This is a genomic window from Nostoc sp. NMS9 (genome assembly GCF_017114995.1).
Taxonomy (GTDB): domain Bacteria; phylum Cyanobacteriota; class Cyanobacteriia; order Cyanobacteriales; family Nostocaceae; genus Nostoc.
The window spans coordinates 1-22,242 of the sequence record NZ_JABXKL010000011.1 but is presented as its reverse complement, the minus strand read 5'-3'; the positions used below and the strand labels follow the sequence as shown (position 1 = coordinate 22,242).

Annotated in this window: 26 protein-coding genes; 12 read left to right on the top strand and 14 right to left on the bottom strand. The window is 44.1% G+C overall.

The features are described 5' to 3' along the window. Nucleotides 1–371 precede the first annotated feature (371 nt). Both hisF and HWQ40_RS04380 read left to right on the top strand, forming a co-directional pair. Complete coding sequence (hisF, locus tag HWQ40_RS04385; RefSeq protein ID WP_292775184.1) at nt 372–1,145, top strand: imidazole glycerol phosphate synthase subunit HisF; 774 nt, start codon at nt 372–374, stop codon at nt 1,143–1,145. A 99-nt stretch (nt 1,146–1,244) separates the two neighbouring features. Beyond that, a complete protein-coding gene (locus HWQ40_RS04380) occupies nt 1,245–1,436 on the top strand; it encodes a hypothetical protein (protein WP_094348875.1) in 192 nt (63 codons plus the stop codon). A gap of 465 nt (nt 1,437–1,901) precedes the next feature. Here HWQ40_RS04380 and HWQ40_RS04375 read toward each other — a convergent pair whose 3' ends face one another. Together HWQ40_RS04375 and HWQ40_RS04370 are read right to left on the bottom strand one after the other, a co-directional pair. Next, nucleotides 1,902–3,383 (bottom strand): GTP-binding protein, encoded by a 1,482-nt coding sequence (locus HWQ40_RS04375; RefSeq protein ID WP_292775182.1) that lies wholly within the window; start codon nt 3,381–3,383, stop codon nt 1,902–1,904. A 178-nt stretch (nt 3,384–3,561) separates the two neighbouring features. Next, nucleotides 3,562–4,467: a LysR family transcriptional regulator gene (locus tag HWQ40_RS04370; RefSeq protein ID WP_292775194.1), complete on the bottom strand. Its 906-nt coding sequence runs from the start codon at nt 4,465–4,467 to the stop codon at nt 3,562–3,564. Between the two features lie 115 nt (nt 4,468–4,582). Here HWQ40_RS04370 and HWQ40_RS04365 point away from each other — a divergent pair, with 115 nt between their 5' ends. The 4 genes from HWQ40_RS04365 (at nt 4,583) to folP (ending at nt 8,579) form a co-directional block, all read left to right on the top strand. Further along, nucleotides 4,583–5,464, top strand: a complete 882-nt coding sequence (locus HWQ40_RS04365) for an oxidoreductase (RefSeq protein WP_292775180.1) — start codon at nt 4,583–4,585, stop codon at nt 5,462–5,464. Between the two features lie 73 nt (nt 5,465–5,537). Continuing rightward, nucleotides 5,538–6,395, top strand: coding sequence for an SDR family NAD(P)-dependent oxidoreductase (locus HWQ40_RS04360; protein ID WP_292775178.1), 858 nt, complete (start codon nt 5,538–5,540; stop codon nt 6,393–6,395). Between the two features lie 539 nt (nt 6,396–6,934). Further along, on the top strand, nt 6,935–7,666 hold the full coding sequence (gene tpiA / locus HWQ40_RS04355; RefSeq protein ID WP_292775192.1) for a triose-phosphate isomerase: 732 nt from the start codon (nt 6,935–6,937) through the stop codon (nt 7,664–7,666). A 52-nt stretch (nt 7,667–7,718) separates the two neighbouring features. Continuing rightward, on the top strand, nt 7,719–8,579 hold the full coding sequence (gene folP / locus HWQ40_RS04350; RefSeq protein WP_292775176.1) for a dihydropteroate synthase: 861 nt from the start codon (nt 7,719–7,721) through the stop codon (nt 8,577–8,579). Nucleotides 8,580–8,585: 6 nt separating this feature from the next. Here folP and HWQ40_RS04345 read toward each other — a convergent pair whose 3' ends face one another. Beyond that, nucleotides 8,586–9,422 carry an SPFH domain-containing protein gene (locus tag HWQ40_RS04345; protein WP_292775173.1) on the bottom strand — a complete coding sequence of 279 codons (837 nt, stop codon included), beginning with the start codon at nt 9,420–9,422 and terminating at the stop codon, nt 8,586–8,588. A 692-nt stretch (nt 9,423–10,114) separates the two neighbouring features. Between HWQ40_RS04345 and HWQ40_RS04340 the strand changes: the two genes are divergently transcribed. Together HWQ40_RS04340 and ptsP are read left to right on the top strand one after the other, a co-directional pair. Then, a complete protein-coding gene (locus HWQ40_RS04340) occupies nt 10,115–10,495 on the top strand; it encodes a hypothetical protein (RefSeq protein WP_292775171.1) in 381 nt (126 codons plus the stop codon). A gap of 61 nt (nt 10,496–10,556) precedes the next feature. Then, a complete protein-coding gene (gene ptsP, locus HWQ40_RS04335; RefSeq protein ID WP_292775170.1) occupies nt 10,557–13,073 on the top strand; it encodes a phosphoenolpyruvate--protein phosphotransferase in 2,517 nt (838 codons plus the stop codon). A gap of 124 nt (nt 13,074–13,197) precedes the next feature. On the opposite strand, the gene HWQ40_RS04330 is transcribed toward ptsP, so the two are convergent. From HWQ40_RS04330 to HWQ40_RS04290, 9 genes are all read right to left on the bottom strand, one after another. Then, the gene (locus HWQ40_RS04330) at nt 13,198–14,082 is read right to left on the bottom strand and encodes a calcium-binding protein (protein WP_292775169.1); all 885 of its coding nucleotides are present in this window, start codon (nt 14,080–14,082) and stop codon (nt 13,198–13,200) included. 425 nt (nt 14,083–14,507) lie between these two features. Further along, entirely contained in the window at nt 14,508–14,897 is a 390-nt protein-coding gene (locus tag HWQ40_RS04325) for a hypothetical protein (protein WP_292775168.1), read from the bottom strand. Between the two features lie 42 nt (nt 14,898–14,939). After that, the gene (locus HWQ40_RS04320) at nt 14,940–15,158 is read right to left on the bottom strand and encodes a hypothetical protein (RefSeq protein WP_292775167.1); all 219 of its coding nucleotides are present in this window, start codon (nt 15,156–15,158) and stop codon (nt 14,940–14,942) included. 43 nt (nt 15,159–15,201) lie between these two features. Beyond that, entirely contained in the window at nt 15,202–15,645 is a 444-nt protein-coding gene (locus HWQ40_RS04315) for a hypothetical protein (protein ID WP_292775165.1), read from the bottom strand. Between the two features lie 39 nt (nt 15,646–15,684). Then, nucleotides 15,685–16,104 carry a hypothetical protein gene (locus HWQ40_RS04310; protein ID WP_292775164.1) on the bottom strand — a complete coding sequence of 140 codons (420 nt, stop codon included), beginning with the start codon at nt 16,102–16,104 and terminating at the stop codon, nt 15,685–15,687. A 31-nt stretch (nt 16,105–16,135) separates the two neighbouring features. Beyond that, nucleotides 16,136–16,477, bottom strand: a complete 342-nt coding sequence (locus tag HWQ40_RS04305; protein ID WP_292775163.1) for a hypothetical protein — start codon at nt 16,475–16,477, stop codon at nt 16,136–16,138. Nucleotides 16,478–16,616: 139 nt separating this feature from the next. Beyond that, nucleotides 16,617–18,920, bottom strand: coding sequence for a hypothetical protein (locus HWQ40_RS04300; RefSeq protein ID WP_292775162.1), 2,304 nt, complete (start codon nt 18,918–18,920; stop codon nt 16,617–16,619). Next, entirely contained in the window at nt 18,920–19,447 is a 528-nt protein-coding gene (locus HWQ40_RS04295) for a hypothetical protein (RefSeq protein ID WP_292775161.1), read from the bottom strand. Before HWQ40_RS04295 ends, HWQ40_RS04300 begins: the two co-directional genes overlap by 1 nt. A gap of 11 nt (nt 19,448–19,458) precedes the next feature. Continuing rightward, entirely contained in the window at nt 19,459–19,776 is a 318-nt protein-coding gene (locus HWQ40_RS04290; RefSeq protein ID WP_292775160.1) for a hypothetical protein, read from the bottom strand. A gap of 196 nt (nt 19,777–19,972) precedes the next feature. On the opposite strand from HWQ40_RS04290, the gene HWQ40_RS04285 reads away from it, so the two are divergent. The 3 genes from HWQ40_RS04285 to HWQ40_RS04275 are packed head-to-tail and all read left to right on the top strand — an operon-like array spanning nt 19,973 to nt 20,952. Continuing rightward, nucleotides 19,973–20,590: a tyrosine-type recombinase/integrase gene (locus HWQ40_RS04285; protein ID WP_292775159.1), complete on the top strand. Its 618-nt coding sequence runs from the start codon at nt 19,973–19,975 to the stop codon at nt 20,588–20,590. Beyond that, entirely contained in the window at nt 20,587–20,739 is a 153-nt protein-coding gene (locus HWQ40_RS04280; protein WP_292775158.1) for a hypothetical protein, read from the top strand. The genes HWQ40_RS04285 and HWQ40_RS04280 overlap by 4 nt, the downstream gene beginning before the upstream one ends. A gap of 21 nt (nt 20,740–20,760) precedes the next feature. Continuing rightward, nucleotides 20,761–20,952 carry a hypothetical protein gene (locus tag HWQ40_RS04275; RefSeq protein ID WP_292775157.1) on the top strand — a complete coding sequence of 64 codons (192 nt, stop codon included), beginning with the start codon at nt 20,761–20,763 and terminating at the stop codon, nt 20,950–20,952. A 20-nt stretch (nt 20,953–20,972) separates the two neighbouring features. Here HWQ40_RS04275 and HWQ40_RS04270 read toward each other — a convergent pair whose 3' ends face one another. Then, on the bottom strand, nt 20,973–21,200 hold the full coding sequence (locus tag HWQ40_RS04270; protein WP_292775155.1) for a hypothetical protein: 228 nt from the start codon (nt 21,198–21,200) through the stop codon (nt 20,973–20,975). Nucleotides 21,201–21,250: 50 nt separating this feature from the next. Between HWQ40_RS04270 and HWQ40_RS04265 the strand changes: the two genes are divergently transcribed. Beyond that, on the top strand, nt 21,251–21,589 hold the full coding sequence (locus tag HWQ40_RS04265; RefSeq protein WP_292775154.1) for a hypothetical protein: 339 nt from the start codon (nt 21,251–21,253) through the stop codon (nt 21,587–21,589). Nucleotides 21,590–21,660: 71 nt separating this feature from the next. Here the strand turns inward: HWQ40_RS04265 and HWQ40_RS04260 are convergent, their stop codons facing one another. After that, on the bottom strand, nt 21,661–22,173 hold the full coding sequence (locus HWQ40_RS04260) for a DUF4102 domain-containing protein (RefSeq protein ID WP_292775153.1): 513 nt from the start codon (nt 22,171–22,173) through the stop codon (nt 21,661–21,663). Between the last annotated feature and the right edge of the window lie 69 nt (nt 22,174–22,242).

Sequence of the window (22,242 nt, the reverse complement as noted above, 5' to 3'; positions counted from 1 at the left end):
TTTAAGGGAACAGAATAATTTGTAATACTCGCCAAAGGCGAGAAGCAAGCTACGTAATGACGCTCTCTACGAGACGCTAAAAGCGAACGCGGACTCGCTACCGCAGCGCTAACGTAATTCGTAATTAGGAGTGGGGGGAGGCAGGAGGAGAAAGCAATGCCCAATACTTCGGCTTCTCTCCGTTCGCGCAGCGTGTCGCCGACAGACGCTACGCGTAGCTTGCTTCCCCGGAGGGGTACGCTCAGTACAAGTGCTCCATGCCCGATGCCCCATGCCCAATGCCCCATGCCCATGAAAATTTTCGTTAGAGAATACCCGCGCCAATTTAAAATTTAAATTCCGGCCAATTACCCAGAAGTACAAAAGTTATTATGTTATCTAAAAGAATCTTACCGTGCTTAGATGTGAAGGCGGGACGGGTTGTAAAAGGAGTTAACTTTGTCAATCTCCAAGATGCAGGCGATCCGGTAGAACTGGCCAAGGTTTACAACGAAGCCGGTGCTGATGAGTTAGTATTTCTGGATATTACAGCTACTCATGAAGACCGAGCTACAATTTTAGATGTGGTCTACCGCACTGCTGAGCAGGTCTTTATTCCATTGACTGTGGGTGGTGGCATTCAATCCTTAGAAAATGTTAAAGCTTTGTTACGAGCGGGTGCAGATAAGGTTAGTATTAATTCTGCGGCAGTGCGGGAACCAGACTTGATTAATCGGGCAAGTGATCGCTTTGGTAATCAGTGCATAGTTGTTGCTATTGATGCCAGACGCAGAAATAACCCGGAAAATCCAGGTTGGGATGTGTATGTGCGGGGTGGCAGAAAAAATACAGGCTTAGATGCCCTATTGTGGGCACAAGAAGTTGAAAAACGGGGGGCCGGAGAACTGCTAGTCACAAGTATGGATGCTGATGGAACCCAAGCTGGGTATGACATTGAGATTACACGGGCAATTGCCGATGCTGTAGAAATTCCAGTCATTGCTTCAGGTGGTGCAGGTAATTGTGAACATATTTACACTGCCCTAACTGAAGGCAAAGCTGAAGCTGCATTACTCGCATCACTGTTACATTACGGACAATTAAGCGTAGCAGAAATTAAAAGTTACTTGCGCGATCGCAACGTATCAGTCAGAACATTCTGTTGACCCACCATTACTCATTTAATGACATGCATCTAAGGTTAGACACACTTCCTAAAAAGGGTGTTAATATTATTTTACAAGTATTAACAAATATTAAGAAATATGTTGCTTCCTATTTTACTTTTTGATGTAGCCCTGGTAGCGTGGTCGCTGCACTTAATGGAAAAAGCCTACGAGAGTAAAGAATTTTCTCTAATGTTAGCTGGTACCTTGGTTGCTCTTGCTGCTGCTGCCATGTTAGTAGTTTACTTTTTGATGGGGCATTGTATGACCTATTTGTTGCAAGTATCCTAGAGAGTGCTGAGTGCGAGAGGAGATATTTAAAATTTAGTTTCCAGAAAGCTTGACAAAGTAATAATAACTAAGCAATTATATATAGCTGATTTGAAGAGGATGTTTTAAAAGTACTGGAAAGTATAATTTTTGCCTTCTGGACTTGGGTAAGTGCAACGAAAAATTAAGGTTTTCGCCATAGACTTTAATGCTTGGCTGTGCTAATTATGAAAGCAAAAGACCCTTTGAAAACATCCTCTAAGGGGTTATAGCGCAGTTGGTAGCGCACCTGTACATTCACAAATTAGATGTCGCTGGCAAGAAATTTCGGCGTTTGAGTAAGAATTATGAGTTGTACACAGAGCTAAGTGAAGCAATGATTTATGGCTGATTGATTCATCTGATGGTAAAGTGAATGGCACCTTAAGCTTTTCTTGACGAATCAGCTTTAAGGATAAATATAGCTAACCAAACCTTATTTATGCATCACTTTTTGAGTTTTACTTTGTGGAGTAATTCATCTTTAATACGGTTAAGAATTGAAGTCTCATCCAAGTTTGTCAAAATCCGATTAATCACTGCCTTCGGCCCATCAGGCCCCCAAGTTGCGCCATTGGCTAAATAAACTTTGGTAACTTGTCCAATACCGTAAGAAGAAACACCAGCTACTCCCCCTTGGGTAATTGCCACCGATATATAAGGGCCTAGCGCAATGCCACCCGTAGCTGTTGCAGAGATTCCAAGTAAAGTTTTTAATCCACTCAAGCCCAAATTTGCCAACAATTCACTAGCACCAATGCCGCCCATACTCAGGGCGATTTTTTGTAGCAATTGTACAGCCCCAGCTTCCGTCATGGAGAAGCCATAGAGTTTAGATAAACCCAAAATCAGAGCAATATCAATTACCACACTACTCAGAATATCTACCACAGTTATAGGATTGAGTGCGATCGCTAATGCCTTAGTCATTACAGCCTTCCAAATCAACTGATTGGCATTCTGTTCCCGAATCATCAGTTTTCGTTCTATCAACTGCTCATTTACAATATCGGCATAAAGCATGGTATTAAGGGCAACCAAAGCTTTACCCTCACGATGCAGAATCTCCAAGATTTTCAGCTTCAGTTCCTCGACTTGGGCATTCCCTGTACGCAACTGTATGCCCCTCGTACCATCAGGGCGACGAATCGCCGTCTTCACCAATGGCGATGCCGCAGCCATGACAATTTCTAGAGGTGTGAGTAATTCCCGCACCCTTTCATCCCGGATTTTGTGATAAATTGCCATCTGGTCTGCTTCTGGATACTGGTCTACTTTGTTAAACACCAGAATGATCGGTTTACCTGCTTCCCGCAACTGAGAAAGGGCGGCGTATTCCAGCTTTGTCATATCGCCAGATATCACAAACAGAATCAAATCTGCAAGTTTTGCAATCTGTTCAGCTAAAGCGGCGCGGGTTGCACCATCTACTTCATCTAACCCAGGAGTATCAATTAATTCCACCTGAGATTGACCTACACCAGGGAGAGTAACTCGCAAAGCACGTTCACTTTCCCCAATCATCTCCTCGCTAATACTCCAATTAACTGTTTGTGCAGTACGGGTGACACCGTGCAGCGGCCCAGTTTCAAATACTGTTTGCCCAACCAAAGCATTGAGTAGCGAAGACTTACCACGTCCCACCATGCCAAAAGCCGCAATCTGCACCACCATGCGGTCTAACTTCCCTAGCATGGTTTCCAACTCAGCAATTTCCGTCTCTAACCCAGTTTTTTCCTGGGGAGTAAGGTCGAGATTGGCTACCAAGTTTCGCAACGCTGTTTGTGCCTGTTTATAGTTCAGTTCCGTCTGAATGTCTTCAAAACTGAAAATAGCACTATCCAATTCTTCCTCCCAGCTGAGAGAATTTGCGTCGGTGTTAGCAGAATCGCTTTGATGAGGTTCAGGCACGGGCAATGTCGAAGTCATATCAATTTGAGATTTGAAATTTGGGATTTTTAAATTAGCCCTGTCTCTTATCCTAGTTATTTTTAACAGGGGTTTGTGGAGCAGAGGGGTACAAGAGTGGAGTTCAAAGACTCGTCAGCGAGTATTAACAGTAAACCAAAAAGTTTTTCTCCAAGAGCGATGCCTACGCTAATCAAGCTTACGTATCATCATGATTTGACTTCCATTGTGTCGTCTTCAGTGCCAAGCTGAGAAATGCTCTTATTACTGGAGAGGAATCATGCTGCCGCCAAGTAAGATAAAGTCCGGTTTTAGGTGTCTGCTCTTGTAAGGGTCTGTAAATGACTCCCCTTCTGTGGAAGTTTTGCAAGGAGGCGGGAACGAAAGCGATGCCCAGTCCTGCCGCAACCAAGCCGATGATAGTTTGCATCTGAACTGCCTCCTGAGCGACTTTTGGACGAAATCCAGCTTGTTGACAAATGTCAATAATCTGCTCGTAAAAGATGGGTCCCATTTTGGCAGGAAATAGGATAAATAATTCATCTGCCAACGTGGAGAGAGACACTTTAGTCTGGGCAGAGAGGGGATGGGTTTCTGGCAATGCCAATACCAATGATTCTTGCAAAATGCATTCCACACTCAAACCTGGCTCGATGATGGCAGAACGAACAATGCCGACATCAACCTGTTTGTGATGCAGGGCTTGAATTTGCTGAACAGTCGTCAGTTCATGCAATCGCAGTTCTACAGCAGGAAACTGTTCTCGAAAGATACTTAAAATATCTGGCAGTACGGTATACGTTGCAGAGCCGACAAACCCGATCGCCAACCGTCCAACCTCACCCCGCCCTACCCGTTGTGTCACTTCGATCGCCTGTTCGAGTTGCGCTAACACCAGGTAGCAGCGCTCTAAAAACACTTTGCCTGCTTCAGTCAGCTGCACTTGCCGCTTCGTTCGTTCAAACAGCTTGACTCCTAGTTCATCTTCCAAACCGCGAATCTGCTGACTGAGTGGGGGTTGAGAAATGCGCAACCGCTCCGCTGCTCGACTAAAGTGTAGTTCCTCAGCCACGGCGATGAAGTAGTGCAGATGCCGTAGTTCCATCACACTTATATGTCTAACCTATTAATCTTAGTCAAATATATATTGGACAGTCGCATAGCTGTCTCCTATCTTAAGAAATATGAGACGCGTCTTATTTTTGTATTGGAGAAAACAAATGAACTCAGACAGAAATCGTGTCGCTCCTAAAGTTTGGTTGATTACAGGATGTTCAACAGGGTTCGGACGTGCCCTAGCAGAAGCTGTGTTGAAAAAGGGCGACTACCTGCTTGCTACTGCCCGCGAACCAGAGCAACTTTGCGCTTTGATTGACCACTATCCAAAGATCGCAAAGGCTGTACGTATGGATGTAACATTATCGCAAGACATACAAGCAGCCGTTGATGCAGCAATCACCACATTTGGTCGAATTGATGTGCTGGTCAACAATGCTGGCTATGGACTAATTGGAGCACTCGAAGAAGTCAATGATACCGATATTCGCCAGCAGTTTGAGACCAACTTCTTTGGGGCACTCCGTCTAATGCAAGCTGTCTTGCCTTTGATGCGTCAGCAAGGCAGCGGTCACATTGTGAATATGTCATCCACAGCAGGATTAGTGGGGTTTGGTGGTAGCAGTATCTACTGTGGCACTAAATTTGCCCTGGAAGGCACGTCTGAAGCCCTGGCTAAAGAAGTCGAATCCTTTGGAATTAAAGTCACTTTAATTGAACCTGGGGCATTTCGCACGGACTTCAACGGACGCTCTCTGGCAGCAGCCAAACAACCCATTGATGCCTATGCTCCGGTGAGCGGTTCTTCATTGCAGTGGTTCAAAGATATGGATGGTAAGCAACTTGGCAATCCACGATCAGCGGCACAAGCCATCATTCAAGCTGTGGAAAGTCCTCATCCACCGATGCGACTGGCATTAGGCACGGATGCCATGAACTTGATTCAGGAAAAACTGGAATGGGTCAAAACGGATTTAGATGCTTGGCAGCAGGTGACTGTAAGTACGGATTATACAGATAGGAACAGTGAGGTAATAGTTGGGTAGCTAAGCTCTGAGCTGGTCATTAGACGCTGCATACGCCCACTAAAGTTCAGAATTTAAGTCAGGAGAAAGTTAAGTGATTCGACTAGACGATCAAGTAGCTATTATTACTGGAAGCGGGCGAGGTTTGGGAGCAGCCTATGCCCGCCTGCTTGCGGAAAGAGGAGCACGAGTGGTTATACATGACACAGGCGTTAACAAAGATGGGACCGGATTTGATCCGAACGTGGCGGCTGATGCTGCGAGCAGGATTCGAGAAGCAGGTGGAGGTGCATTCCCAAGTGACATAATCCTTGATAGTAGAGATAACTGCCGAAGCCTAGTGGAAACTACGCTCTCGAAGTTTGGTCGCCTCGACATCTTGATCCACAATGCGGGATGGGTTGCCTATCAGTCAGTGCAAGAACTAACGCCTGATTTTCTACAGCGCGCCATCAGCATTAGTTTAGAAGCACCAACATGGCTCGCTCAAGCTGCCTTTCCAATTATGAAACGGCAAAACTACGGACGGATCGTGCTTACGGCGTCAGATAGAGCTATTTATAAGCAATATGCACTCAGTGGTCTCGCCCCTTATGCTATGGGAAAAATGGCACAGATCGGTCTGATGAATGTGCTCGCGGTTGAAGGCAAAGAGCATGGAATTCTTGTTAATGCGATTTCGCCGGTAGCCAAAACGCGGATGTGGAACGTACAAGATGAGCCAGAGGATTTGCGACCCGATCAAGTAGCCCCCGGAGTGTTATATATCGCTTCTCCAGAATGCCAAGAGTCTGGATTTATATTAAGGGCAAGCAATGGTCAATTCACAGCCGTGCGCTGGATCGAGCGAGACAACGTGGACTATCCATTAAACCTTGCCGCTGTTGAAAGTTCTACTGCGGAGGATTTGGCTACTCGCTGGCAGGAGATTGCTGCGGATGTTGCGTTTTAAGGACTGGGCTTGTACTTCGAGATGGTCTGTAGGGAAACAATCGAGATTATTAGTGGGAGCGTAGTCGAAAGGATGTGGGTAAGGGGCGATCGCTTCTCTCCCCAACGCCTTCGGTGGTAGCCCGCCGCAGGCATCGCTCTTGGAGAAAAACTTTTTGGTTTACTGATTAAAGACTCATTAACGGAGTTCAAAGACTCGTCGGCGAGTATCAAAGACTCATTAACGGAGTTCAAAGACTCATTCACCAGTATCGAAGACTCGTCAGCGAGTATTAAAGACTCATCCCCTATTCCCAATGCCCTTCAGGAGTGCTGTTAGCGGTAGCGGGGCGTTGAGCCAGTGCTGAGTGGGGAATCTCACTTCTTTACTCAGCACTCGGAACTCGAAACGGGCTAAATCCTAGCTTTCCGAAGAGAGGAACTGTTTTGCCCAATGCCCAATTCCCAATTCCCAATTCCCAGTGAATAATGACTAACAAAAAGTCATAAACTGAAAAATGCATCTAAATATAACGCGTTAGGATCTTGACTAAATTACCTGTGCGGAAAATCGTTATTGCCGGCAACTGGAAAATGTTCAAAACCCAGGCAGAGACCCAGGAGTTTTTACAAGGATTTCTGCCCCACTTAGAGGAAACCCCCCAAGGGCGAGAAGTGATATTATGTCCTCCTTTTACTGATTTAAGCGTTTTGTCCAAGACTTTGCACGGTAGCCTCATCCAACTGGGCGCACAAAATGTCCATTGGGAAGAATATGGAGCCTATACGGGTGAGATTTCTGCCCCAATGCTGACAGAAAGCGGTGTGCGCTTTGTGATTGTCGGTCATAGTGAACGACGGCAATATTTTGCGGAAACGGACGCCACCGTTAATCTGCGCCTCCGAACTGCTCAAAGGTTTGGTTTGACTCCAATTCTTTGTGTTGGCGAAACTAAACAACAACGAGATGCAGGAGAAGCTGAATCTCTGATTACTCTCCAACTCGACAAAGCTTTGGTAGATATCGATCAAGATAATTTGGTGATTGCCTACGAACCGATTTGGGCCATTGGCACTGGTGACACTTGTGAAGTAGAGGAAGCTAATCGAATAATTGGCTTAATTCGTAGCCAGTTGACTAATCCGAATGTATCAATTCAATATGGCGGCTCAGTCAAGCCGAATAATATTGATGAGATTATGGCTCAACCAGAAATTGATGGTGTCCTCGTGGGAGGAGCAAGTCTAGAACCTGAGAGTTTTGCTCGGATTGTGAATTTTAAGTCAGTGTGATGTGCTTTTTTCTCGTTCCCATGCAGAGCATGGGAATACCTAATGTAGATTTATGCCAAGGAACTTGATAATCCGAGGACGCTGTTTCGATTGGGGACAGCGGACTTATTTGATGGGCATTTTAAATGTAACGCCGGATAGCTTTAGTGATGGGGGTGAGTTTAACACTTCCTCTACCGCTTTAGTACAGGCGCAAGCACTGGTGGCTGCTGGTGCTGACATCATCGATGTGGGCGGTCAATCAACTCGACCAGGGGCAAAGCAAATAACTCTGGTGGAGGAACTTGACCGGGTACTATCGGTATTACAGGTGCTAAGACCAGAGATTTCAGTCCCAATTTCTGTAGATACAACCCGTGCTGGTGTAGCCAAGGCATCTGTAGAAGCTGGAGCGGATATTATTAATGATATTTCTGGCGGCACTTTTGACTCAGAAATGTTGGCAACAGTCGCAGAGTTAGGTGTGCCGATGATTTTAATGCACATCCGGGGAACACCACAAACAATGCAACAACAGACTGATTATCAAGATTTGCTCGGTGAGATTTATAGTTTTTTGGCTCGGCAAATTGAGGCCGCAACTACTGCGGGCATTGACCTGGATAAAATTATTATCGATCCTGGTATTGGTTTTGCTAAAAACTATGAGCAAAATTTAGAAATTTTTCGCGGCTTGCGATCGCTCACACCACTCAACTGTCCTATCTTGGTAGGAGCATCTCGTAAAAGTTTCATTGGTCGCATTTTAAATCAACCAGATCCCAAAGCACGAGTTTGGGGAACGGCAGCAGCTTGTTGTGCTGCTATTTTTAATGGCGCTGATATCCTCCGAGTTCACGATGTTCAAGAAATACGCGATGTTTCATTAGTCGCCGATGCCCTATTGAGACAAGCCGCACAACCTGATTGTTAGGTATTACTACCGTTCTTCGGTTTTTTTGCCATTACCTTCTTGAGTTACCGACTCGGCTATCAACTCCTGAAACATTTCACTTGAGTTAGCTGGGTCTACAAAGACAATTTTGGCATTACTGCTCTCACCAAGTTTTTGGCTAGCATCTACGTAATCTTGAGCCACAAGATACCGCAAAATATCCCTACTGTCAGGATTGGAACGTAGAGCTTGAGAAATGATTTGCACTGAAGCCATAGTTCCTTCTGCTTTCTTAATCGCAGCTTCCTTTTCCCCTTCTGCTTCGGTAATCAGTGCCCGTTTTTTGATGACGGCGGCTTGTTCCTCTTCCCTAGACTTTCGGACACTTTCAGGTAGAGTAATTCTCTGAATATCTAACCGGAGAATATCAACTCCCCAATCTGCCGTTATACTATTCAACTGGTCTAAGATAGCTGAGTCCATCTCCGCTCTAGAGACGTTGGTCTGCTCTAGGGTATTTTGAGCAATGATTTCTCGCAGCGTGGTTGTGGTTATCTGTGTCAATGCCCCTTGCAGATCCTCAATCGCGTAAAAGCTTCTCTCGATATCTCTAATGCGCCAGTATACAATAGCGTCCACTTCTACGTAAATATTGTCTTGGGTGATCACATTCTGAGGTTTGATGTCTAAAAACTGCTCTCGTGTAGTATCTTCCATCACAATCTGATCGACCAAGGGAACAATAAAGTTCAGTCCCGGCTTAAGTTTCCGATGATACCGCCCTAAACGTTCGACTAGGGCTTCATTTCCTTGATTAATCAGTTTTGCAGAACCTAATGCATAACCTATAAGGGCTAAAACTATAGCAATAATTGGCTCCATGTATGCTCCTATTCAGCTTTGGGGAGAATTTAGTGTCAAAGATATGCTACTAGCTTGTCATATCTTTGAGTTTAATGTTTTGAGTCTGTAATTTTATCAACACCAGCAGCGATGTCGAGTCGCTGCATGTTTTGTACATATTCTGTAAGTGAGACTGTTTTGCAGAATGCGATCGCTATTAAAGCACCTTGATAAAACGCTGGCAAGGACTACTTGATGTAATCAACATTACTTGTACTGACATTTTCAGACAGCCGAGATATTTTTTAAGTATATTTACGTAAAAAATATCTCTTAAGGTAAAATTTGGCAAGATTTAAAAACCCCACTATAATCGGATAAAAATTGGCTTCAGCCATTAAAAATATCAAAATATTATGGGCAGGTTGTTAATCAAACTTATGGTTTAATTCTACTTTTCACAGGATTATACTTTTTTGGTCAAAACATCATATTTGTTAGCGGTTACTATTCATATTTTTATCGGAGCTTACCTGCTACAGCTTCAGTTTTGGCAACGATGATAGGTATATTTGCATTAGTCTTTTTTCGGAGAGAAACTGGTAACTTGGGATGGATTTTTCTAGGCATTGGAATACTCTAATTTTCTTAAGCGGTAGCAGGGCTATTTCATTCTAAATGTAGGAGTCAAAGGCGATATTATTACCGTTGACGGCGGCAGATCAATTTATTTGTTCAATTCCCAGAAGGGAAACATTATTGTTCCCCAACTGTCTAATCTGCAAGAAAATCCGACTTTCCGACATTTACCTTATCTGGGATTCCGTAAAAAAAGCAAAAATCAGGTTGCGCCAAAAATCTTGATCAGTCAGCCAGTTGGTAAAGTACTTCCAAAGAAAGATCAACCTTTTTTAATATTGTGGCAGGATAATTTTGGCGGTGATGTCTCGATTAAGTTGTACGATGGGAACAAACTTATCCAAAACATTTCTTCCCCTACTGCTAGCGATGGAGTTTATGAATGGACACCACGTATTTCCATAAAAGAAGGCTATTTTATTCGCATTTCTAGCTGGAAAGACCGGAATATTTTCGGGCAGTTGCAATTGTAGCGGAACGGGAAAATGAAATGGATAACTAGCTAAACGCAAACCTCTCAACAAGGTTGACGGTGTGGCCGCGATCGCAATTGTTATCGTTTCTCACAGTAAACAACTAGCTTTGGGTGTGCGGGAACTCGCCGCGCAGATGGTTCAAGGCCAAGTTCCCATTGCTGTTGCAGCAGGTATTGAAGATTCGGAAAATCCATTGGGTACAGATCCGATTCAGGTTTATGAGGCGATCGCTTCTGTTTTTTCTGATGATGGTGTATTGGTGTTAATGGATTTGGGTAGTGCTTTGCTGAGTGCGGAAATGGCAATCGAGTTTCTGCCAGAAGCACAGCAGGAGAAAGTGTATTTGTGTGAAGCACCTCTAGTAGAAGGTGCGATCGCTGCTGTAGTGGCGGCGGCGGCTGGTAGAGATATTCACCAAGTTATGGCAGAAGCACGCGGCGCACTCCTTGCAAAAGCAACTCAATTGGGTGTAGTTAGTAGTCCTTTGTTGGTTGTCAGCCCAATAACAACCAATATAGAATCGCCAACGCCAGAAATTCGGCTGATTGTGAGCAATCGCTTAGGATTACACGCCCGCCCCGCAGCGCAGTTTGTAGCAACCGCAGCCCGGTTTCACTCCCAAATTCTGGTGCAGAATTTAACGAGAAATACTGAGCTAGTCAGGGGTGACAGTATTAACCAAGTCACAACTTTAGGGGTGCGTCAAGGACACGAACTGCTGATTACTGCCACTGGTTCTGATGCAGATGAGGCGCTGGAAGCATTGCACGCATTATTTGCCAATAACTTTGGTGAAGATAATGTTGCCTTGAATTCTCCACCAGCATTTCACCATGAAGTTACACCAACAACTCACGGCGAACTTTCAGGGATTGCAGCTTCTCCAGGAGTAGCGATCGCACCTGTTGTTAGTTATCAACCCACTCACGTTGCTATTACGGAATACCACGTAGACGATCCTGATATAGAGTGGCAAAGATTACAGGCAGCGATTAACACTGCCCGACAAGAAATTCAAGCAGTTTTCTCACAAGCATCTCTGCAAATTGGTGATGCTGAAGCCGCCATCTTTGATGCCCAACTACTATTTTTAGAAGATCCAGTACTGTTGTCAGCGGCTCATCAGCGCATTTTAGATAACCATATCAATGCTGAAGCAGCTTGGCAAGCTGTAGTCGATGAAGTAGCCACTTCCTACCGCGCACTTGAGGATTCTTATCTGCAAGAGCGAGTTGACGATGTTGTAGATGTTGGGCAAAGAGTACTACGATTACTAGCTGGGAATGCTGCGGCTAACCTGCATCTTGAGTCACCGGCGATTTTGGTAGCGACTGATTTAACCCCCTCAGATACGGCTGGACTAGATCCAACTAAGGTGTTGGGTATTTGTACTACTTCTGGTAGCGCCACTTCCCACAGTGCCATTATCGCCCGAACGTTGGGTATTCCGGCAGTTTTGGGAGTAGATGCCCAGGTGTTGCACTTGGCTGATGGTACACTAATGGCACTTGATGGTGAAAGTGGCAGAGCTTGGGTAGAACCAGAATCAGATATCCTGGATTTACTGACAGCAAAGCAGTCAGCTTGGCAAACTGCCCAACAGGAAGCACGAGCTACCGCACATCAGCCAGCGATTACTCGTGATGGTCGGCAAGTTAGCGTCTTCGCCAATATTGGTAGTATAAATGATGTGCAAGTTGCTGTGGCTAGCGGTGCAGAAGGTGTGGGACTACTCCGCACTGAGTTTCTGTATTTAGACCGAACAAGCGCTCCGACTGAAGAAGAACAATTATTAGTCTATCAGGCGATCGCTCAAGTTTTAGATAATCGTCCGCTAATTATTCGTACTCTCGATGTCGGTGGTGATAAGCCGCTTGCCTATATCAGAGTAGGGTTAAGAGAAGCTAACCCTTTTTTAGGTTGGCGGGGAATTCGTTTCTGTTTAGATCATTTGGATTTGTTCAAAACTCAGTTACGGGCAATTTTGAGAGCCAGTGTGGGACACCAAATTAAAATCATGTTGCCGATGATTGCTACGGTGACAGAGGTGCGTGCAGCTAAGGTAATTTTGGGTGAAGTGCAGGCTGAACTAAATCAAGCTGGTATTTCCTTTGATGCAACGATGAAAGTAGGAATTATGGTGGAGGTTCCGTCAGCAGTAGCGATCGCCGATCAGTTAGCTGCTGAAGTAGACTTCTTTAGTATAGGGACTAACGATCTGAGTCAGTACGTCATGGCTAGCGATCGCACTAATCCCCGCGTGGCAAATTTGGTTGATGCACTACATCCAGCCGTATTGCGAATGGTGCAGCAAATTATCCAAGCTGCCCATGCAGCGGGGATTTCGGTAGGATTATGTGGAGAATTGGCAGCAGATACTTTAGCGACACCAATTTTATTAGGTTTAGGGCTGGATGAGTTGAGCGTAAATCCTCAAAGTATACCTAGAGTGAAGCAGGCGATCGCTCGCTTAAGTATAGTTGAAAGTGAAGCGATCGCGGCATCAGCATTACAACAATATTCCGCAGAGCATGTCAGAGAACTAATCTCAATTTCGGTTATTCCCCCTGCATAATATTAATTACTAATTGAATTAGTTGGGGCCTAAGAGAATGTTTTAAAAGTCATATTGTAGGTATCAAAACGTTCTAGATCCTCCTAAATCCACCGATAAATTCGGCGCATTGGTGCATTGTTTTTTAGAATTCGGCAATGGAAATACCACTACTATCCAAGGGCGCTCCTGCTGAGAGCTGCGCAACCAGCCTTTGCGATGCGGAACCAATACCATCTGGGTCAAAGAATACTTGACCAGATGTATCGTCGTAGATAAAATACGTAGTATCAGTCGATGGACCCGCCCCAATAGTAAATAAAGCAGGGTCAAGGTCACCTATAGGTAGTGACCCAGTAGTTACAATTAATGCAGCAGCGGCAAATACTACTTTATCTAAACCTGTTCCGAAATCCGTAATATTAGGCGGATTGTCTGGCGAAACATAAAATTTATCATTACCAGCACCACCAGTCAACAAGTCTATCGGGCCTTGAGAGTACAATTCATCGTTACCATTACCGCCACTCAGCCGATTGATACCAGTACCGCTAAACAGTTTGTCATCATCATTACCACCGTCTAGTGTATTTTCACCAGCGCCACCCCTTAACTCATCCGTACCATTTTCACCATTTAGGGTGTAGACACCTTTGTCATTACCCTCAACAGTCAACTTGTCATTGCCATCGCCACCATTTAGCGTGCTTTTACCTTCACCAGAAATAGTCAGTGTGTCGTTACCTGCATCACCATTCAGCGTATTGTCGCCATTGTTATCAGTTAGCGTATCGTTATTATCACCACCATTCAGTGCATCATTACCCCTACCACCATCCAAGTTATCATCACCAGCTTCACCCCTGAGATTATCATCATTATCACCACCGCTTAGTGCATCCTCACCAGCTAAACCAATCAGTGAGTCATTACCCTTCTTGCCGAATAAAGCATCATTTCCCGCAGTCCCTGTTATAAAATCGGGTTCGTCAGTTCCGGCAAAAAAATTTACTCCATTTAATGCCACCATATCAGCTACCCATCCTTAAATTAGTTGTACTTAAAAGCAGTGTGAAACTCTTTTTTACACCTGTATAAGGTGTGTCTGCAAACTACAAAATCTATGATTCTGAACTTTTGATCATTATTTCAGGGTTACGTCTTTCGTTTTCTAAAGGATGTTGATTTCTTAAAAATCCTTTACAACTTTGACTTTGCAGACAGAGCCTCCGGTTAACTGTCTCCACCGACAAAACGCATTTTATCGTGACAAACGATTTATCTGAAGATTATACGGATATTGTATAGCAAATGGGTGGCTAAATGGTGTTGTCTGTGCTCAAAATTGTGTTCTAGATGATAGCTTTTGGTCTTGAGGACATTACCTCGTTCCCAGTCTCTGACTATTCACCTGGATGGCGACTTAAACCCAAGCGATGAAACAACTGGTAACTGTTAAAATCTTATTCCCAGTTGCCCGTTAAAGCCACGAATAGAATTGTAACCAGCACCAACAAAAACGTTATTAGTAGCACCTACCTGAACGCCACCTGAAACTGCAACGCCTTTATCCTCTGAATAAAGTCCAACTCCTACATAAGGTGAAATTACAGGCAAATTGATAAATTTTAAAACATCTACTCCCGTAGCACCATCAGCACCAGTTCCTACCTCAACCCCGAAATTCAAAGCCCTAGCTCCGACAGCATAAGTGATATCACCATCTTTTCCACCAACTGAAACCCAAGGTTGCGGTATCAGTTGAGCTGATGCTTGACTTGGAGCAAACAAAGTTAACAAACCTATAGATGTAATTAATGTTTTAGCAATAATCGCTATTTTCACGTTGTTCTCCGATTAATTGTTTTTAGGACTGATACCAATTCTTTATGAAGACGCATAAAAAGAACCCCAGTGCCTTGGCATCTCCCTTGGTAATACTATTTCACTTGGTCGCTGCACTAAATAGCCAAGAAAGCTTGTAGCAACACTGCTAATAACTGTTGCTAGACCGTGATTAATTAAGCCAGTATTTCCTAGTAAACTAGAACTGGCTGCAACCAGTCCAGCAATTGTAGATAAGGTATTGAGGGTGGATTTAGACATTTGATTAATCCGTGGTTTATGTGTTCGTAGTATTCCCAAACAGTTAAAGCTTATTAAAAGGATCTTCTTCTTCCATCTTGCGTAAATCCTGAAACTCCCTAATTTTAAAAGTTCCCTGTATCTGCAAGAAATTTTCAATATCCTTCATAGAGGTGTAGAGGCGGTTGGTTCGATGTTCAACCGTTTGTGTGACTTGAGCAATTAACAGGGTTATGGTGTCCTTTCGGTTTATGTAGTCCTGAATGTGCAAGTCAAGCTTGTGATTTAACTCTCTAATTTTTTCAGCATTATTAGCATGTTCTTTCAAGTCCTCTTTTATTTGAGTAATTGAGGTTGAAATGTTATTAAGATTGTTAACAAGCTTTATTGCTAAAGTTCCTAATACACAAATACTTACTAAAGTACCAGTAAAAACGCCAACAGATTCTAGAGTAACTGTAATTGCTGGGCTTGATGTAGCGATTATTGTTGATTGTGTAGTATTCATAAATATAGTCATGGGTGCAAAAATTTGCACCCACAAAGCTTAATCTACAATCATTTTCCTAGTTTCAATTACTGCTGACACTGGCTTGCCATTAAACTTACCAGATCCCTTCCAAGTTAATCCAACAACTCCACCATCAGCTTTTTTTTCTTCAACTGTTGAAGCTTTAGATCCGGCGTAGCGTACTCTTTTTATAGCAAGAACTTTGCCCGTGTCAGAATCTTTAATTTCAACTTCAGCAGTCCGAACAATACCATGTAAAAGTAGATCGCCTATATCTGTAAGAACAACTTGCCCTGCATGAGTTGCAGTAACATCCTTAATCCCTGTAGCTGTTGACCACTCATTATCTTTGTAAAGTTCTTTTGCTCCTCGAAAATAAAATGTAAACGGTTTTTCAGTTGCATCAATCGCAAGTTGAGTTCCAGTAACCGCTAATGTTGAATAAAGTCCAGCCATGCTTCTCCTATTATTTAGTTATTGTTATTAATTAGATAAAATTGCGATGCGTTTTGACGCTGGCAGATTTCACAAAAAGGCTATTAATCTGCTTACCAATCATATTTTTGAATGGCTTTGTAGACGGACACATAACTATTTTGCGTTTTGTAATCTTGCCATTTGCTGTCCCTGCAAGTCCGACGCTAATTTTATGAGCTAATCCATTCTTTTCTAGTTCTGCTATAGAAGTCTGCCTAAGAGATGCGGGAGGAGTAGCAGGCATATCACTCAAACCAACCATTTCTTTAATGCCATCATAAATATTGCTGTCAAGGTGTAATGCGTAATTGATACTGTCAATTACTAATAAATAAGATTTCAGATTTGCCATATACTAAGTTTCTCTCGTTACACTGATAGCGTTGTCGCAGTTATTACATTGCATTTTAGGCTGTACAACGACTGTCCAACGAACGGAGCGGTTAAGGCTCCGTATTAACGTATGCACAACGAGGCTACAACGATGCTGATTACGTAAATTTTTTTGACCATTCCGGCTTAGATAAAACAGTGCCTTTCGGGTAATAATCAGCCCGCACCATTTTGGCGTTTATTTCTTTGAGTGCTTGTCCTTTTCTTTGCCCTATTTTTGTAAAAGAATTTTCTAAAAATGCGCTATCAATTCTTTGCTTAATAATTGTTAAGTATTGTTCTGCTTCATCTTTTGAGAATGCGTTTACAAATACTTTGCTATTGTCTTTTAAAGTCAGTATTAGTTCCCAAGATCCCTTTTTGTAATTGGGTAATACTGTTTGTGCAGTTTCAGAAGTATTCAATGGATGAGGAATTGTAATTGGATACCAATCATTCCCAAGCGAACCATCTTCTTTTAATTCACGGTATAAGCAAACTAGTTGTGGGCAATGTCCTTCTGGTGAAAGTTGATAGCGTTCAGGCAAGGAAGCAATCGCTGTTATATTTGTCGTGTCTGGATTTCTTGTTTTACATTGCTCTCCAGCAATTTGAGCCATCTGTTGGAAATTTAATAATTCCTGAGCTTCTGTCCCAGCGATGACGCTTATAGTTGCCGATCCATAATTTGGTTCATGTTCAGCGCTGCAATTAATAAAGTAAGGGACATCAATTGTAGAGTATTTCACTTCCTCGTCTTTTCCTTTTTCGCCGGGTTCGCCTTGTGGTCCTGGTTGACCAGGTGTGCCGGGTTCGCCTTGGGATCCGGGTTCACCTTGGGGTCCTGGTTCACCCTGTAGTCCTGGTTCTCCTGGAAGTCCTTGTAATGGCGGTAAAGGTATTCCGGGTTCACCTTGAGGTCCGGGTTCACCTTGTGGTCCTGGCTGACCTGGCACTCCGGGTTCACCTTGAGGTCCGGGTTCACCTTGTGGTCCTGGCTGACCTGGCACTCCGGGTTCACCTTGAGGTCCTGGCGCTCCTTCGGGTCCTGGCTGACCTGGAAAACCTGGGGGGCCTGGCTCTCCATTGATTCCAGGTTCTCCTGGAATTCCAGGAGGACCTTCAAGCCCTGGTGGTCCTGGAATTAATGGTTTTGCTAAGGCTAATTCGGCTGTAGCTAATGCTAAGGTTGCCTCTCCTTCAGCTACAGTACCAAGATTTAAAGCTGTTGTCGCTGTAGCTTGGGAAGTTTCTGCAAGTGCCATTGCCGCCGCCGCCTCGCCCTCGGCTACAGTTCCTAAATTTAGAGCAGTTGTTGCTGTAGCTTGGGAAGCTTCTGCAAGTGCCATTGCCGCCGCCGCCTCGCCCTCAACTACAGTTCCTAAATTTAAAGCGGTTGTCGCTGTAGCTTGGGAAGTTTCTGCAAGTGCCATTGCCGCCGCCGCCTCGCCCTCGGCCACAGTACCTAAGTTAAGAGCCACTTTCACAGATGGTTCTAAAAATGCAAGCTCTGCTTGCTGGGCTTGAACTTGTGCTGCAATTGGTTGCAATTCGGTAATTGCTGTCTCTGCTGTCCCTAATGCAGTAGTGGCCGTTGCACCAGAGGCTACTGCTGTCTCTTGGGCCGTGCCAGCAAGGATTTGAGCAATTTCTGCAATTGATAAAGAAGCTGTGGCGGTAGCATCAGCTTTTTGAGCTAATGTAAGGGACGGAAGGGCTGTAGCTTCAGCAGTTTCAGCGGTTGCCAAAGCAGTAGCTGCCGTACCCCCAACGGCAACAATTTGAGATTCTAAGCCTACAAGCTCGGTTTGAGTCGAACCGGACAAAGCTAAAGCACTACCGGCTGTACCTTCAGCTGTGCCAGCCAACGTCAACGCACTACCAGCAGTAGCACCAATCGCAACGATTTCGGCTTCTAAAATGCCTATTTCGCCTTGTGCAGCGGTAGCAATTGCAAGAGCGCTCCCAGCCGTCGCTCCAACTCCAACAATTTCAGCTTCCATAACAACAATCTCGGCTTGAAGCCCTGCTGCTGCTGCCACTGCTGCTGCTACTTCTGCACCTATTGCCGCGATCGCTGCAAATACACCTTCAAGAGCAGCAGCAATCAATGGAGCTGCCACCACTGCTACTACTGCGGCAATCCCTGCCCCAACTGCAATTAATTTTGCTTCTAAATCATGTAGTTCAGTCTCTATGTTGCCAATTTGAATTTCATCTTGGGCTAATTGGCGATAGACATCAGCTAACTGATGCTTTAATGCGTCAATTTCACCTTGAAGATTTCCGTTGTTTGAATTATTAATTAGGTTTCTTAATTCATCTATTTGACTTTGGAGTTGCTGACAGCAGTCGCACTGATGTCCGGAACAATTGCTAATATTTGAGAGAGAAGCAAGAAGGGATTGCCCAGCGCCAGACATCAGCAGACCTCACTATTTATCTTGGCTATTATTGCTTCTGCATCTGCAAATTCTCCCTTGTCAATGCACACTTTATCTAATGGACAAAATGTTGTCGGGTCAACGCATTGTTTACCCTCGGCGCAAGCTCCACCATTTGCACAAACAGCTTGACAATCTGCCAAAGATTGATACAAACCTGGGGTGTTATATTGAGTTTTGACAATACATTTTCCGTTGATGCAATCATACTTTGTGTCAGGACTTGGGGTAACACAATTGGAATCGGTTTTAACAAAAGTTTTGCTAGAAGAGTAAAGCGTACTGCTTGGGTCATTAATTCCTGGTGTTGAGGCTATGACTCGTCCATCTGTTCCTACTGCGACGAGGCTCCAAGCTACATTAGAACCTGATGTGCGTTGCCAAGTTGGGTCATCAAGCTCGAAACCGGCATAAGTATCAAGTCCTGAAAAACTGGGGTGTCCACTCCAATTATCATAAAGTTGCCATGTGCCCTCACACCCGCGAGGATCTGTTGCTGTAGGCATAAATAGTTGTTTTAAACAGCGTTAGGGTCAAAGATTGGGGCAGTGTAATTCCCATAGAATTTGGCTGCATATTGAAATTGAGTTTTTGCAGTACCATTACGAGTTATGGGAGAATTTATTGTTAGGTCACTCGCTGCCATTACTGTTGTGTCTGTGTTGGCATTTATCCATGTATGGGCAGTTTGTATAATAGCTGCATAAATTTCTAATGCTGTGGGATTAGCGCTAGTTAATGCTGGAAGTGCTGTTAGAGGAACTGCCAAAATTTTTGGTGTACCTGAAAAAGTTGAACCATTTCCGAATAAATCAGTAATTATCGGCTGAGGCATAAAACAGATATTGATGAAGTGAATAAATCTGTTGTATGGCTAATCATTCTTTGTGTAAATGTTCCACTTTTATGTAGAAGTGGAACATTCACTGATGCCGTGTATCCTTTGCCAGCATTAGGATTGAGCGAATATTTACGAGTAGTGAATATCTAGGGAATTCCACTTTCACCTCTGAACCAGGTAAAAGCGGAATATGCAAACTTTATTTTTTATATCTATGCCAAAGAATAACAGAAAGGGAAAAGCTGCCGTATTAACAGATGGTGAATATTCAAAAATCAGACGGCAGATCCGAACTGAGAAGTACAGATTGCTTTTAGACCTGGCTTGGTTCACTGGTGAACGATGGGGGGCCCTAGTTCAACTCAAGGTGAGCGATGTTTACGACTCGCGCACTGGGGAACGCAAACCTAAAGAAGACATCATCTTCCCCGCCATTATCAGGAAACACAGACCAGACGGGACGGCTGAAACGACAGAAATTCCGGTACACCACATTTTGAAGGAATCCCTAGGGCGATACCAGCCAGAAACGGATAGCGAGTGGTTATTCCCCTCAAGGTGCGGAACTAAGCCAATCTGTTGGAAAAATGCCTATGACATTTTCATGCGGGCATCAGATGACGCCGGATTTGAGGCTAAGGGAATTTCGACCCATAGCACCAGGAGGAGTATGGTCAACAAATTGCGGAAAAGTGGCATTTCTAAAGAAATCATCCGCACTTTCACCGGACACCGCGACAACAAAGGACTTGACCCTTATTTTGAAATTGAAATGGACGAGCGCCGGGGCGCGATCGCTACTCTATGAACCCCAACCTCCTATTCCTGCAAATCGAAATCTTTTTCGACCGCTTGCAGCAGGGCGAGTACGATCATCCTCTCATGCTGGCTATGGCACTTGAGAATTTAGCTTCTCAGGCATGGGATGAAGTTGATCGGGTTTACCCAGATTTGTGAATCTGTGACAAAGCTTGCCAATTGCAAATATTCTGGACTAAATCAACATTTATGATGCAACGCGATCGCTCGCTCACAAGGCGATCGCTTTTCATTTTTGAGTACTTAATGAAATTCACTCCCAATAAAAAATTTGCTTTTAAGCAAAATATCACGATAAATCAAGACTTTCACCCTACTTGTGGAGGCATCAGCACAGCTTGTGCTGGTTGAGAATATTTGACACTATATAGTCATTTGTCATTGGGCATGGGGCATGGGGACTTGAGAGGTTTTTCGGACTCAGCTAGAGCGAATGCTAAAAACTCAATAGCTGCATCAATTCTGCCGAGATTGAGGTCAACTTGAATTATTTTGCAAGCTTCAATTAACCCGATAAGCCTCATTTCATGGGTGTCGGGAATTATTTTGTCAAGACTCTCGAAAACATCTGTATCGCTAAGATGTGGATTTTTAGTCATACTCCAACTCTGAATTCTTGTAATATATTGCCTTGTAACACGCAATAGACGTGATAAACATGAGCAAAGGTGGCCGGAAATCGACGACTTGGGAGGCTGGGTGGAATGCTGGCAAGACGAAATTGATCCGCGTGCCGATTGTGCTGGAGCATGACATTTTGGCTTACGCTAGGTCTGTTGACTCCAACCTGATATTCAATGAGTCCGAAAAAATCCCCATGCTGATAGGGGATTTCCTCCTCATAATTGACCGCTACATCGCTTGGAGAACCAAGAATTACCGCTCTACCCAGCTTTTCGCCAAACCAGATATTACCGCTCGTACCTGGGACGAGATGCGGAAACTTCAAGAACTGCTGCGGGAGTCTCCAGAAGTGTTGAAGGATTAAAGGCTTTGCGGCATTTTTGACAATACCACCTTTGCACTAAGGTGTTGTCGGATAACTTGTAGCTGCCGTTTTTAAAGATTAGTGTTGTTCCGTTGCACCTTGGGCATGAGGGGCGATTCATTTTTCCAGCCTCGGATCAAGTCCTTTATCTCAAATGGTAATTTACCATCCGCGATCGCAATTTCCACATCTGCCTTTTTGCGCTTGGCAATGATACTGTCTACACTACCCAGGTAAAGGCGGTTAATCTTGCGGCCCGTCATCCAACAGTACCGAAAATACCAATATTTATTACCAGAGCGCTCTACCCAGTATTTCTCTACCCAGTGCGTATCGTGTTGGGGGGCAGATTTTACAGTATCAAAGCTAACTCCTACACTGCTAGGAATAACAGTATTAAGAGTGTTGCTAGTTACTTGCTCCCCAACACTTTCACACCGAGATTCCGACTCTGAAATTTGCCCCCCAACACTATGACTGTTTTGGCGGGTATCGAGTTTATCCCAAGCAGGATCGTAAACGTAAACAGGAGAAGATCCAGTTTTAGTAAAAGCTTCTAAATCAAAAAGTGTAGGTTGGTTCATAATCAAACTGGTTAGGGACTTGCAAGAAAATAAGATCCCAATCAAACTGGAGTAATCGTGATATCCCAT